The sequence below is a fragment of the Mesorhizobium sp. WSM4828 genome, assembly GCF_055811175.1.
Map to the genome: position 1 here is coordinate 1 of NZ_JBVVQK010000002.1, position 13,475 is coordinate 13,475.

General features: G+C 60.1%; 13 protein-coding genes. 7 read left to right on the forward strand and 6 right to left on the reverse strand.

Annotation, left to right across the window (positions count from 1 at the left end):
- Window positions 1–126: 126 nt before the first annotated feature.
- A complete protein-coding gene (locus AC0L2X_RS02685) occupies window positions 127–414 on the reverse strand; it encodes a hypothetical protein (protein ID WP_473599250.1) in 288 nt (95 codons plus the stop codon).
- 159 nt (window positions 415–573) lie between these two features.
- Window positions 574–1,713, reverse strand: a complete 1,140-nt coding sequence (locus AC0L2X_RS02690; RefSeq protein WP_473599251.1) for a mandelate racemase/muconate lactonizing enzyme family protein — start codon at window positions 1,711–1,713, stop codon at window positions 574–576.
- A 135-nt stretch (window positions 1,714–1,848) separates the two neighbouring features.
- Between AC0L2X_RS02690 and AC0L2X_RS02695 the strand changes: the two genes are divergently transcribed.
- The 5 genes from AC0L2X_RS02695 to AC0L2X_RS02715 all read left to right on the forward strand — a co-directional run bounded on the left by AC0L2X_RS02695 (window position 1,849) and on the right by AC0L2X_RS02715 (window position 6,761).
- A complete protein-coding gene (locus AC0L2X_RS02695; RefSeq protein ID WP_473554799.1) occupies window positions 1,849–2,484 on the forward strand; it encodes a GntR family transcriptional regulator in 636 nt (211 codons plus the stop codon).
- Window positions 2,485–2,600: 116 nt separating this feature from the next.
- Complete coding sequence (locus AC0L2X_RS02700; RefSeq protein WP_473599252.1) at window positions 2,601–3,839, forward strand: ABC transporter substrate-binding protein; 1,239 nt, start codon at window positions 2,601–2,603, stop codon at window positions 3,837–3,839.
- A 199-nt stretch (window positions 3,840–4,038) separates the two neighbouring features.
- Window positions 4,039–4,833: a carbohydrate ABC transporter permease gene (locus AC0L2X_RS02705; RefSeq protein ID WP_473599253.1), complete on the forward strand. Its 795-nt coding sequence runs from the start codon at window positions 4,039–4,041 to the stop codon at window positions 4,831–4,833.
- Window positions 4,826–5,671, forward strand: coding sequence for a carbohydrate ABC transporter permease (locus AC0L2X_RS02710; protein ID WP_473599254.1), 846 nt, complete (start codon window positions 4,826–4,828; stop codon window positions 5,669–5,671). The genes AC0L2X_RS02705 and AC0L2X_RS02710 overlap by 8 nt, the downstream gene beginning before the upstream one ends.
- A 10-nt stretch (window positions 5,672–5,681) precedes the next feature.
- Window positions 5,682–6,761 carry an ABC transporter ATP-binding protein gene (locus AC0L2X_RS02715; protein WP_473599255.1) on the forward strand — a complete coding sequence of 360 codons (1,080 nt, stop codon included), beginning with the start codon at window positions 5,682–5,684 and terminating at the stop codon, window positions 6,759–6,761.
- Window positions 6,762–6,883: 122 nt separating this feature from the next.
- On the opposite strand, the gene AC0L2X_RS02720 is transcribed toward AC0L2X_RS02715, so the two are convergent.
- From AC0L2X_RS02720 to AC0L2X_RS02730, 3 genes are read right to left on the reverse strand one after another with little or no spacing between them, the layout of a single operon-like run.
- Window positions 6,884–7,705, reverse strand: coding sequence for an alpha/beta hydrolase (locus AC0L2X_RS02720; protein WP_473599256.1), 822 nt, complete (start codon window positions 7,703–7,705; stop codon window positions 6,884–6,886).
- 8 nt (window positions 7,706–7,713) lie between these two features.
- A complete protein-coding gene (locus AC0L2X_RS02725) occupies window positions 7,714–9,201 on the reverse strand; it encodes an NAD-dependent succinate-semialdehyde dehydrogenase (protein ID WP_473599257.1) in 1,488 nt (495 codons plus the stop codon).
- Window positions 9,202–9,219: 18 nt separating this feature from the next.
- The gene (locus tag AC0L2X_RS02730; protein WP_473599258.1) at window positions 9,220–10,446 is read right to left on the reverse strand and encodes an iron-containing alcohol dehydrogenase; all 1,227 of its coding nucleotides are present in this window, start codon (window positions 10,444–10,446) and stop codon (window positions 9,220–9,222) included.
- 320 nt (window positions 10,447–10,766) lie between these two features.
- Here AC0L2X_RS02730 and AC0L2X_RS02735 point away from each other — a divergent pair, with 320 nt between their 5' ends.
- Together AC0L2X_RS02735 and AC0L2X_RS02740 are read left to right on the forward strand one after the other, a co-directional pair.
- Complete coding sequence (locus AC0L2X_RS02735; protein WP_473599259.1) at window positions 10,767–11,468, forward strand: GntR family transcriptional regulator; 702 nt, start codon at window positions 10,767–10,769, stop codon at window positions 11,466–11,468.
- A gap of 151 nt (window positions 11,469–11,619) precedes the next feature.
- Entirely contained in the window at window positions 11,620–12,213 is a 594-nt protein-coding gene (locus AC0L2X_RS02740) for a DJ-1/PfpI family protein (RefSeq protein ID WP_352493019.1), read from the forward strand.
- Between the two features lie 133 nt (window positions 12,214–12,346).
- On the opposite strand, the gene AC0L2X_RS02745 is transcribed toward AC0L2X_RS02740, so the two are convergent.
- Window positions 12,347–13,258 (reverse strand): GntR family transcriptional regulator, encoded by a 912-nt coding sequence (locus AC0L2X_RS02745; RefSeq protein ID WP_473599260.1) that lies wholly within the window; start codon window positions 13,256–13,258, stop codon window positions 12,347–12,349.
- Window positions 13,259–13,475 lie beyond the last annotated feature (217 nt).

Genomic DNA, 13,475 nt, shown 5'->3' on the forward strand with positions numbered 1-13,475 from the left:
CCGGGCCTTGCTCGCGCAAAGATGCGATTCAGCTAACAAAATCAAACGCTTGTCGTTTGCGGACGGAAACTAGACTATCGCGCTGCCGAAACCGCAGGCTCGAGGCCGAGCCGTCCCACAACGGCTTCAAGCGGCATCGGTTGCGGGTTGTCGCCGATTGCTGGACGTTACCTCGACACGCGCGGTGCTCTTCAGTTCGGGGCGGTCGAGGCGCCGAAGGCTCAGATGACCGATGCCGACGTCGGGATTGCGGCAGACCACACGGACGAGAAACTGGGCTCGAACTCGGTTAACCAGCCGCGACCGCGGCGAGGAGCGTCCGGCGGGCTTGGCGAGGACGCCGAACGCGGCGGAAGACCAGCGGGTCGGCGCAGTATTGAGGTCGCACACGTTCAGTTCCTCCTTGAAAAACATAATTCCAGCACCGAGGAACCCGATCCCGGACCCGCGCGGCAGGACGCGTAGCACCCCCAGGAGATGATCGCGCGCATCGCGTCCTCGGCACTTCTTCGGACATGTGGTCTTCGAGGTGGCGTGAATTGCGCCATGCACAAAGCCGGCTCGATCATTCACTCACTTGCCAGGGAGGCGTGCATTTTCTGGCGCGGTACCCAGTTCCGACCGCATAAGGCGCCTTGGTCTCGTCCATTCGATGCGCGCTCTTTCGGACAGTACCAATCCATGGCCAGGTCGATCGGGTGCATAGGCGTAGCCGTCCCGGATTTCGATGGGCTGCTCCACCAGATGATCGAAGTTCTGAAACGAATATTCCAGCCATTCGACTTCCGGAAGCGCGACCGCCATGTGCACGCCGATCTCCAGAAAGGTGTTGCCGATGCTGACCGGGATGCCGAGCTCGGCGGCCAGCCAACCGATGCGCATAACATCGGTGACTTGACCGTGGACATTCAGGATGTCGGCTGCGTGGGCTTCCAGAAGAAGCCGTTTGCCTTGAAGATCCAGATACTCGCCGCTGTTGATCTGAGTCCATGTTATTGCCTGCCTGAGCATTCTCAATCCTTCGTGGTCGTGACGCAGGATTGGATCCTCGACCCAGAGAAGATCGTGACCGGCATCGCGGATCGCCACCAATTTCACCAGCGCTTCCTTCGAGGTCCACGCCTCATTCGGGTCGATCATGATCTTCGAGCCTGCCGGCACACAGGATTTCAACAGTTCCAGGCGCCGCAGATCGCGATCGAAATCCTGGTGGCCGACCTTGATCTTGAAAGCGGAATAGCCAAGCGACGCCGCGTGGGAAAACAAGGGAACGAAAGCATCATCGTCGAGGTGGAAATCGAGCCCACTGGCGTAGGCTTTCACACGGTTGCGACGACTGCCGAGCAGCACGTGAAGGGGTAGGCCAGCTTCCTTTGCCGCAAGGTCCCAAAGCGCCACCTGGACCGCTTCATGAAAGGGCAGGGAGTACGCCCGCTGATTGCCGCCACGCGGGCGGTTCACACGATGAACCAGCGCGATCGCCTTGTGTCCTTTCAGGGCCGGCCAGACCTCGTGTTCGAAAACGGTCTCAATCTCTATCTGGTCGGGCAGGGGATTGAAGAGCGTCTGGATGAAGCCCAGCCCCACCTCGCCACTTTTCGAAACGAGTTCCAGCGCGGCGACGTTTACATCGTCGGCGCGAACTTGACTGTCCCCGATTACCCGGTCGCGGGCGAACTGAAATCGGGTTATACGAAAATGCGAAAGGCTCATCACAGGGGCTTTCTGATCGTTTAGTGCAAGTTTCTGATCTATCAGTCAGGATGTCTCAGTACCGAATCAACGGAGGAGCCGCAAGTGGCGGGCAAAGCAAAAGCCATCTCTCATACCCCGGTGGCGGCCACCCGTATGAGCGATGTTGCCTACGAACGAATTCTGGAGCGCTTGTTCGACAGGCGCGTTCCGGTCGGGGCATTCGTTTCGCAGAGCGAACTGTCCGCGATCGTTGACGTGCCCGTCGCTCCGCTTCGTGACGCTCTGCGCAAGCTCGAGGCGGAAGGAATTCTCACCATCCATCCACGCTCCGGAATCCAGTTCATAAAGCCTGGCATGGAACTCACGCGCGCCACCTACCAATTCCGCGCCATCATAGAGCGTTCGGCAATTCGCGTCTTTGCCGAACAGGGTGATGAAGCCATCATGAATGCCTTGGAAATGCGGCACTCCCGGCTGGTTCGGCGCATCGAACGGGAGGGTGTGGGAAAGGAGCAACTGGAGGAGATGGATGCGCTGGAGGGAGAGCTGCATGGCGCAATCATCGGCGCGCTGCGCAATCCCTTGATCGATAGCACATATCGGCGCATGCACAATTATCTACGTCTGTTGCGGCTGGACAGCAAACTCACCTCGCCGATCATGATCCGGACGCTCAAGGAGCACCTCGACATCCTCGAGGCTTGCAGCAGCAGGAATGCCGACGCTGCCGAGGCAAAGCTGCAGTCCCATTTCCAGGCGGCCATGCAGCGGAACCTGGGTCTGGTCTGACACGTCGTCGTTTGCCATTTGCCTCTCCGGCGAGGTTGCACGGCTTGGAAAATGATGTTACCCAGCACTCCAACTGATCGATCAGTCTGCTGATCTGATATCTGGGAGGAGGTCGCATGCAGTTGAACAAGAGGCAGTTTCTCGTGGGTTCGGCGGCCCTTGCGATGGCAGGGCGCATTGGTGGTGCCCGTGCCGCGAGTGCCATCAGCTACTGGCACCACTTCACCAGTCAGTCGGAAATGGCCAGCTTGCTCAAGATCATCGGATTGTTTCAGGCGGCGAATGCAGACGTGGCTGTAACCCAGGAGAACATCCCGAACTCGGAATATATGGCCAAGGTGTCTTCGGCCGTGCTGGCCGGCGGGCGTCCCGATACCGCCATGGTGATCGCCGAGCGCTTCGCCGATCTTACCGCGATGGAGGGATTGATCGATCTTACCGAGCGCGTGAGCGGGTGGGAGGGCAAGGCGAACTTTCCCGACAACCGCTGGACCGGGCTTTCCAGCAATGGCGCCATTTATGCGGTTCCCGCCTTCGCCTTCGTTGACTGGATGTACTACCGCGCAGACTATTTCGAGGAAGCTGGACTGGCGGGGCCACCCCGAAATTTCGACGAATTCCTGCAAGCATCCCGCAAGCTGACGAATCCTTCGAAGGGCAGGTATGCCTTCGGCATGCGCGCCGGCGCCGGCGGTTTCAAATATGTCATCGATGTCATGGAGGCGTTCGGCTCGCCGATCGTCAAGGACGGGCAGCCGGCCATGGACAGGGCCGCGGCGATCGAAGCGATAACGTTCTATTCCGATCTCTTCCTGAAGGAAAAGGTCGTGCCGCCGAGCGCGCCCCACGACAGCTACCGTCAGATCATGGAGGCGTTCCGCACCGGGCAGACTGCCATGGTGTGGCATCATACCGGTTCGCTGAACGAAATCTCGAGCGCGATGAAGCAGGGCGAACAATTCTCGACCGCGCCGATGCCGGCCGGTCCGAAGGCGCATGTCGCTCGCGTCGCGTACGCCGGCAACGGCGTCATGAAGGAAGACAATATCGAGGCTGCCTGGCGGTGGGTGAGTTTCTGGGGCCAAACGGAGGCTGCCCTGGCTCTACTCGAGGGGACCGGCTATTTTCCGGCTTCCGCCGCTGCGCTGCAGGATCAGCGGATCACCGGCAATCCGATCTATAGTGCGGCGACGGAGACGCTCAAGTTCGGACGCCTGCCGAACAATTTCGTCGGCGCTGCGGGCTGGTCCGAAAATGTCGTCAATCCCGCTTTCCAGTCGGTGCTGACGGGTCAGTCGACGCCGGAACAGGCAGTGGACCGCATGATCCAGGGCCTGGAGGCGGCGCTCCGCTGATTTCCCGGACCTGCAGCCGTGCTGAGAACGCAACGGGACGGTGCTTTCGCATCGCTGATTCATGACAATAGGCTCGAGCAGATATCTGTCTTTGCGGGCTCTCGGCGAACTGTCCGAGACCCGATACTGGATGTATTTGCTGCTCCTTCCCAGCCTCGCCCTTATCCTTGTCGTGATCGCCTATCCAACGGTTTACGGCATGGCCATCAGCTTTCGCGAGATGCGTCTGACGCGTCCCGGGTTGGATGGCTGGGTGGGCTTCAAGCATTATGTAGCGATGTGGTCAGACCCGGTCTTCTGGATCGCATTGAAGAACACAGTCGTATGGGTTGCTGCCGCGGTCGTGCTGGAACTATCGCTTGGTCTTCTCGCCGCGACAGCTCTCAACAGGGATTTGCCGGGCACGAAAATCTTCGCCGTGCTCATCCTGCTTCCCTACTTCCTGCCCAACGTCGTGGCGGGCCATATGTGGGCCTTGCTGCTCGATCCGCGACTCGGAGTGATCAACGATCTTCTTGTCCGGATAGGCGTCCTGCAGTCCTACAAGGCATGGTTTGCTGATCCCAACACTGCACTTGCGGCGACCATTCTCGTCGAGGCCTGGCACGGGTTTCCATTCTTCGCGCTGCTGCTGCTCGCGGGCCTCAAGGGTATTCCCGAGGACCTCTACAGGGCAGCGGCGGTCGACGGCGCAGGCCTTGCGGCGCAGCTCAGGCTGATCACCTTGCCGATGCTCAAGACCGTCATCGCGGCGGCAGTGATCCTACGCGTCATCGGTCTGGTCAATTCGCCTGATCTGCTCCTCATTCTCACCGGCGGCGGACCCGGAGATGCCACGCAGGTGCTGTCGTTGTATGCCTTTCAGACCGCCTACAAGGAATTTAATTTCGGCTACGCATCCGCCCTGTCGGTGGTGATGTTCGCGACCCTGATGATTTTCGCGGCCGGGTACATCCGTATCTCCAGGATTACCAAAGGACAGGGCGATGATTGAAAGCAAGCGTCACCGGCGGATGATCGCGAACATCGCCACCTACGTCGTGCTCGCAAGCCTGACGGTGTTCTGCATCGGTCCGATGATCTGGATGTTCCTGACATCCCTCAAATATGAGGCCGACATTGTCACCCAGACGATGCAGTACCTCCCGAGCCGCGTCACCTTCGACAATTATGTCGCCATCTGGACGCAGTCAGGTTTCCCACGGCTTATAGGCAACAGCCTCGTCGTCACCCTCCTGACGGTGACGATCTGCGTCGTCACGGGCACGCTTGCCGCCTATGCATTTTCTCGCTTCGCGTTTCGAGGCCGGGATCAGCTCATGCTCGGCTATCTTGTCGTTCGCATGTTCCCGGCAGTCATGATGATCATTCCCCTTTATGTCGTTATGCGCGGTGTGGGGCTCGTGGACAGCCGTTTCGGCCTGGCGCTTGCCTATACGAGTTTCCTGCTGCCGCTGTTCGTGTGGATGCTCAAGGGGTTCTTCGATTCCGCACCTAAGGAACTCGAGAGCGCGGCACGCATCGACGGCTCGACAAGGCTTGGCGCCATGGTCCGCATCGTCATGCCCCTTGCGCGGAACGGCCTGGTCGCAAGTTCGGTGTTCATTGCCATCGCGGCCTGGAACGAGTTCCTGTTCGCCCTGATGCTGACGACCGGGCAGGGGTCTCGCACCTGGCCCGTGGGCCTGCAACTGATGGTCGGAGAGTTCCAGCTTCCTTGGGGAGTTCTGGCGGCAGGCGGCATTCTCAGCATCGTCCCGGTCATCGTTCTCTTCGCGATCGTCCAGCGAACCATGGTCCAGGGGCTGACCGCAGGCGCCATCAAAGGCTAGGAGTACTCGCATGGCGACACTTTCCATCAGGGACGTGCGCAAGTCCTATGGCTCCGTACAGGTTCTTCACGGGGTCGACATCGAGCTCGAGGACGGAGGCTTTCTGGTTCTGCTCGGGCCGTCCGGATGCGGCAAGTCGACCCTGCTCAATATGATTGCCGGCCTCGACGACACGTCCGGCGGTGACATCCTGATCGGTGGACGCTCGGTCCTCGACCTTGCGCCCAAGGACCGCAATATCGCGATGGTGTTCCAATCCTACGCGCTTTATCCCACCATGTCGGTCGCGAGGAATATCGGCTTCGGATTGGAAATGCGTGGCGTGGGCGCCGACCAACGCAAGCGCGCCGTGGAAGATGCCGCGCGAATGTTGCAAATCTCCCATCTGCTCGACCGACGCCCCGCCAATCTTTCGGGCGGACAGCGGCAGCGCGTTGCGATGGGCCGCGCGATCGTGCGCGACCCGGAGCTGTTCCTCTTCGATGAGCCGCTGTCCAATCTCGATGCCAAGCTCCGCGTGGAAATGCGTACGGAGATCAAGCGCCTGCACGAGCGTCTCGGCACGAGCATCGTCTATGTCACGCATGATCAGATCGAGGCGATGACGCTGGGCACCAAGGTGGCCGTCATGAAAGGCGGCTACATCCAGCAATTGGGCGACCCGCGCACCATCTATGAACGGCCCGCCAATATGTTCGTCGCAAGTTTCATCGGATCTCCGGCAATGAACTTCTTTTCCGGACGACTGGTCCCGGATTCGGAAGGTGTCCGGTTTCAAGCGAGCGGAGTGTCGATCGTGTTGCCGACGCGGAACCGGCAGGTGGACTCTGAGCGACCTGTGGTGCTGGGCATACGGCCTGAAGAGCTGAGAACCGTTCCGCAAAATCGAGCTTCGATCATGGGCGAGATCGATGTGGTAGAGCCTACCGGGCCTGAAACCATGGTGACGGTGCAGGTCGGCGAGCACGCGATCATCGCGCGCCTGCCGCCGAGGTTTGCCGGCCGGCGCAAAGAGCCAATATGTCTTGCCGTGGATCCAGCGAGCGTCAACCTGTTCGATCCGGATAGCGGACAGCGCATCGACATTTAGGGCGTGGATACCAGCGGCTGGAGGCAGTTGCGCACGGTCCCGCGATGTCGCCTCGAACTTATCCGGAGCGAATGCGGACCGCTAGCGGTCAAGCTGCGCTGACCGGCATCTCGGCATGGTAGTCAGCGGGCCTTGGCGATCAGTTTTTCCAGGCAATCGGCAGCCTCGGTCCCCGGCACGCCGAGATCTCTGACGCTGTCCATGTGGTTGCGGTTCGGGAGCACATGCGACGTTACCAGCGATCCCTGCCGCAGCAAGCTTGCCTTGAATCGACCGGCTTGCTGATGGAAGGGTGGTGTCTCGTTGGCTCCGACCAGAACCGTCGCCCTGGTTTGAGGATCATGCCGATAGGCAAGAGGTGTAAACATGGCGACTTCCTCGTCGGTTATCCCAATTTCCTTGGCCAGAAAGGAATCCTGGAGCGGTTTCAAATCGTAAAGCCCGCTCAGCAGAAGGGCTGCCCTCACATTCGAGGGGGTATGCTCGCCCCCGAACAGGAACGTTGCAAGATGGGCTCCGGCCGAATGACCACTGACGGTCAGGGCCGCCGGGTTTCCGCCATGATCGGCGATGTTGGCCAGGACCCACTGCTTGGCGCGGCGCACCTGGTCGACGATCGTCGCCATTCGGACCTTGGGCATCAGCGCATAATCAAGGATGACAGCAATAGCCCCGGCCTGGGTAATCGTCGTCGCCACGTATGAATAGTCGCGCTTGGAGAACATTCTCCAGTAGCCGCCATGGACAAAGATGTGCACCGGAAGCGCCGTTCTTTTGCCCGCGGGAAAGAACAGGTCCATGGTCTCGGTCGGATCCGGTCCGTAGGCCACGTCAGTGGTCATCGCAATGGCGGCGCGGGCGGCCTCGCTGCGGTCAACAATGTCCTGCACGATTTCGTCAAAATCCGCGACGTGGTCGCGGATGCGAAAGGGATCGCCTTGCATTCTTCTGCTCACATGCTGATGGCGAGGTATTTCGCCTCCATGAATTCGGCAATGCCGTGATGCTGCCCTCCCTCGCGGCCAAGCCCGCTCTGCTTGACGCCGCCGAAGGGGGCTGCCGGATCGGACATCAGCCCGCGGTTGAGAGCGATCATCCCGGCCTCGATCCGGGAGGCCACCCGCATGCCGCGCGCCAGATCGCGCGTGTAGATGTAGGCAGCAAGCCCATATTCAGTGTCGTTGGCGCGTGCGATGACCTCGGCCTCGGTTTCGAAGTTCGAGATTGGCGCCACCGGTCCGAATATCTCCTCATGCGCCATGTTTGCATCCCCCGGCACGTCGCGAAGCACTGTCGGAGGGTAGAAGAAACCACGTCCGGACACGACTGAGCCACCGCACAAGACCCGCGCGCCGCGTGCGACCGCGTCGATGACAAGCCGGTCTATCTTCTCGACCGCCTTTTTCGTGATCATGGGCCCGCATTCCGTGTCCGGGTCGGTGCCGACGCCGACCTTGAGCGACGACATCCGCTTCTCGAGGCCATCGGAGAAGGCTTCGTAGATGCCAGATTGCACGTAGAGGCGGTTTGCGGCCGTGCAGGCCTCGCCGGCGTTGCGCATCTTGGCTACCATTGCGCCATCGAGCGCCGCTTCGAGATCGGCATCGTCGAACACAATGAACGGTGCGTTGCCGCCGAGTTCCATGGAACACGAGACCACATGCCTGGCAGCCTCTGCCAGCAGAGCGCGACCCACACCCGTTGAACCGGTGAAGGAGAGTTTGCGCACCCGTGGATCGGCCAGCATGGCGGCCGTCAAAGGCCCGGGACTGGAGGTTGTCAGGACGTTGACCACCCCCGGTGGAACGCCTGCGTCCTGGTAGAGCGCGGCCAGCGCGTAGGCGGTAAGCGGGGTCTCACTGGCCGGCTTCAGAATCACCGTGCATCCAGCGGCAAGTGCCGGCGCGATCTTGCGCGTCGCCATCGCGGCAGGAAAATTCCAAGGCGTGATCAAGACGCAGATGCCGATCGGTTCGTAGTCGACCACAATGCGGTTGGTGCCGGAAGGCGCAGTACCGAATTCACCGGTAATGCGAACGGCCTCCTCGGCATTCCAACGGAAAAATTCCGCGGCGTAAGCGATCTCGCCTCGGGCATCCCGCAGGGCCTTGCCGTTTTCCAGTGCGATGAGAGTAGCCAGAGCTTCCGATCGTTCCGTCATCAGTTCGAAGCAGCGTCGGAGGATCTCGGAGCGCTTTCGCGGCGACGTTGTCCTCCAGCCATGGGCCGCCTTGGCAGCGGCGGCAACGGCGGCGGCCGCGTCCTCCAAGGTCGCATCGGGTACGGCAGCGATGATGGCTTCCGTCGAAGGATCGATGACCGGAATTACCCTGCCATCCGCGGACTGCCGCCATTGGCCGTCAATATACAGCCCGTGCGAAATTGTGTGGAAGTCGCTGACGCCCTGATCATCCGACAGAACCTGTGAAAACGTGTTCATCTCGATATTCCCGATTGTTTACATGACGCAGCTGGCGAGGTCGCCATCAAAGGCGGCCTGGACCAGGCTTCGCATGGACCTCAATTCGAATGGCCGCGGATTGTTCTTGATGAGGCGCTCGATACCGATCGCTTGTTCCGCCGTCCAATCGAGCTTGTCGGCAGGCAGCCCCAGCTCGGCCAACGAGGGAGTGATCCCGATTGCCCCAAACAGCCGACTGACCTCGCCAATGCTCGCGTCGGCCAACTCTTCGGGCGTCAGGCCTTTTCGATCGAGGGAGAGCGCGTTGGCGATCTCGGCCATCTCGGTTGCTGCGGCTGTTCTGTTGTACTTCATGACGTATGGCAGCATGGTGGCGACACCCAGTCCGTGAGGGGTGTGGGTTATCGCGCCAACCGGGTATTGCACGGCGTGCGCTGCCGCCGTGCCGGCCGTTCCGAACGCGCAGCCGGCGGCAAGTGCACCCATCATGACATCGGCCCGGGCGTCCTCGTCGGAGGGCCGGCGGTATGCCGTTTCAAGGCTTCGGCCAAGCAGCTTGATCGCCAGCAGAGCAAAATGATCGGTCAAGGCGGTTTTGCCGATAAAGACATGTTGTTGCGGAAGGCCGGGATCGGTCCCGCGCCTGACGGCGGTGAAGGCCTCGATTGCATGCGTCAGCGCATCGGCGCCTGCGATCGCCGTCAATCCCGGCGAGCATGTCATCGTCAGTTCAGGATCGCAGACAGCCGCGGCCGCGATCAGATATGGGCTGGAGATGCCGACCTTCAGCGTGCGATCCGGATCGGAGATCACGGCAACCGGGGTGACTTCAGAGCCGGTGCCGGCGGTCGTCGGCACCGCAATCAATGGCAGCGTCGGGCCGGGCACCTTGAACTCGCCGTAGTAATCCTGGAGCTGACCGCCGTGACTGATGAGCAACGCGGCGCATTTGGCCATGTCGAGACAACTGCCGCCGCCAATGCCGATCACCATGTCGGGCGCGAACTTCCGCGCTTCCTCGACGCAGACGGCAACGGTATCCCGGGGGACGTCGGGTAGCACACGGTCATGCACCAGTACGTCTATCGAGGCGGCTCGCAGCGCCGCGACGATCTCTCCGAACGGGCCCGTTGCGGCAAAACGTTCATCGGTGCAGACGAGTGCGCGACGTCCGAGTCTGGCCGCGACAACCGGAATTACGTGGCGTTGGCCCTTCCCGAACAGGATTTCGCGCGGCAGCCTTAGGGCAGCGAAAAGGCTCATGACCTGCATCCTGTGATATCTGGATTGGAATGCGAGATGGCGTTCAAGTCGGCCCAAAGGCTGGGTTCGATGTAAAACCCGTCTTGTAGCGCGGTTGCGTATCGACGCGCCCAACCATCGCCCGCAACGCTGGCGGTCCGTTCAGCAGGTGAGGAAGCACGGGCTACCAGGGCGGCACGCTGTTCCAGCAGCGCCACCGCAAGTGCCATTACTTTGTCTCGAAACAACTTCAAATTATATCCTCTATAAAATCGTATAGGATATAGGATTGCATTGATTGGAGCATCGTGTTAGCAACTCAATGTGTCAAGAGGCAAAACATGCAAGCCATGAAGTTATCCAGTCTAGACGAAGCGAGCCTCGCCGGCGGGCGTATCCAGCGGTCCAGCAGCCTGGTTGAGGACGTCTACGAAGCGATTTTCGCGCAACTCATGTCGCTGAAAATTGCGCCGGGCTCGCGCATCACGGTCGACAGCCTGGTCAAGGAATTCAACGTATCCCACACGCCGATCCGCGAGGCGCTCGGCCGGCTCGAAGGCGAAGGCCTGGTGCTGAAGACACATCTGATCGGTTACCGCGCTGCGCCGCAGATTACGAAACGACGGTTCGACGAACTCTACGAGCTTCGCCTGCTGCTCGAGCCTCACGGTGCAGCCAAGGCAGCGGTGCTCATGGACGAGGTAAAGCTCGCCCAGCTTCAGAAATCGGCCGGCGTCATGGCGCGCCGTGAGGGCAAGGACGAGCGCCTGCGGTATTCCAACTTCGCCCGCCAGGATGCCATTTTCCATGACAAGGTCATGGAATTCGCCAACAACGACCTCGTGCGCGAGACACTGGCGCACCAGCATACCCACTTCCACATTTTTCGCCTGATGTTCCATTCGCGCGTCACCGAGGAGGCGCTTGACGAGCATGAGGCCATTCTGGCCGCTTTCGCTGCGGCCGATCCTGCCGCTGCCGAGCAGGCGATGCGTCGCCATATCGAGCATTCGCGCGACCGCTTGTTGTTGGCGTTCGACTGAGACTGTCCCGATGTCCCCGTACCCGCCGTCGACGGTCATCACGCAGGCCAGTGCCAACGAATACTACTTCCCCGATGCACCCTTCTAGAAACTCAAACCTACCGGGCGAGTACAGGTCTCGCCCGGCCGTTGTCACAGGAAAGGAACTACCATGCCAGGCAAAAAGATCCTGATGCTGACCGGTGAATTCACCGAGGAATACGAAATCTTCGTCTACCAGCAGGCGATGGAAGCGGTGGGCCACACTGTTCATGTCGTGTGCCCAGACAAAAGCGCCGGAGACCTGATCAAAACATCGCTGCACGATTTCGAGGGCGATCAGACCTACACCGAAAAGCTCGGCCACTATGCGCTGATCAACAAGACCTTTTCCGACGCTGAGAAGCAACTGGAGCAGTACCACGCTGTTTACTGCGCTGGCGGTCGCGGGCCCGAATACATCCGCACCGACAAGCGCGTGCAGGCGATGGTGCGCCACTTCCACGAAACCAAGAAGCCGATTTTCACGATCTGCCACGGCGTACAGATCCTGATCGCGGTCGACGGCGTCGTGCGTGGCAAGAAGGTCGGCGCGCTGGCGGCGTGCGAGCCGGAGGTGACGCTTGCGGGCGGCACCTATATCGATCTGTCTCCAACGGAGGCATATGTGGATGGGACGATGGTTTCGGCAAAAGGCTGGACGGCGCTTGCGGCGTTCATCCGCGAATGCCTGAAGGTGCTGGGAACGGAAATCCGCCACGCTTAGACCTTCTTCCGACGCATCTCAAAGGGGGGCGTCGGTTCCCTTCTGGAAGGGGAACTTGTCACCGCCAGTTCGGCCCGGATCATAAAACGCCTGCACCACGCTGAGTTTGCCTCCCAAGGACAGAGGTCTTTCGTTATGCATTGATGCTCGTCTCATCAAATCCTGTGAGCGAGCGCATCAGTGTTTCCCTCGCTGAGGCCAGATGCGCTCGGCAGGCCACCTCAATCCGAGTGGAGTTGCGGCTCTCAAGCGCATCGATATAGGCAACATGTTCGTGGATTGCGGCAAGGTTGCGCTGCTTTTCGTCCTGCTTGTTCCACTGATAGTGATAGTGAAAAATGAACGTGATGATGTCGTAGAAATCATCGATGAAGCGGTTCGGTGACGCCTCGTTTATGAGCCGGTGAAACCGGTTGTCCAGGCCGGAGAAGTCGTGAAAACGGCCTTCAATTCGCTCCAGCAGCTCGGCATGCGCCATCTTGAGCGCGGCGAGTTTCGACCATAGCGGAGAACCGTCCGGCTGCAGTGAAAACAGCTGTGCCGAACGCAGTTCGAACATCACCCGGATCTCGAAGAGCTCAAGTGCAAAGTCTTCGGTGAAACCCTTGAAAAGCCAGCCTGTATTCGGCCTTTTCTCGATCAGTCCGAACCGGCTGAAGCGGATCAGGAATTCGCGAATTCCATTCGTCGCAACGCCGAATTGGCGCGCAAGCTCGAGCTCATTGATGCTGGTTCCAGGCCTGGTGTCACCCCGCAGCATCCACTCCATGAACTGCTGTTCGACGTGCTTGGCGCGAGGCGTGGTTTCGGCGTCCGGATAGTAGTCGTTGTCGCTGACCGGGCGGCCCGTCGACCTGAGGCCGTTACGCTCGGTGACAAGTTCGCGGTGAACTAGTTCTCGCAAAACCTTTCTGACGGTTGTGCGGCTGACGCACATTCGCCGTCTAAGCTCATTTTCGGAAGGAAGTTCACCGGCCAGTTGCCCGTCGCGCAGCATATTTGCAGCTCGGTTGAAGGCCTTCTTGTAGACGGTGTCGGTCCTCATCGGATTTTCCTTGGAACAATACCTTGTCCTTTTTAGCATGAACTTTATCCATAAAAAACAACTTGACCCGACCTGGCTGATTGTTTTTTATCGATAAGAAGAGGACCTGAACACGAATTGAGTTTTTGACGACGCGGCGCGCGCGCGCCCCGGCGGGGGGGGGGATTTTACAGAAAACGGGAAAACCCGCAACACAGTAGGCCCGGCCCCCTTTGCA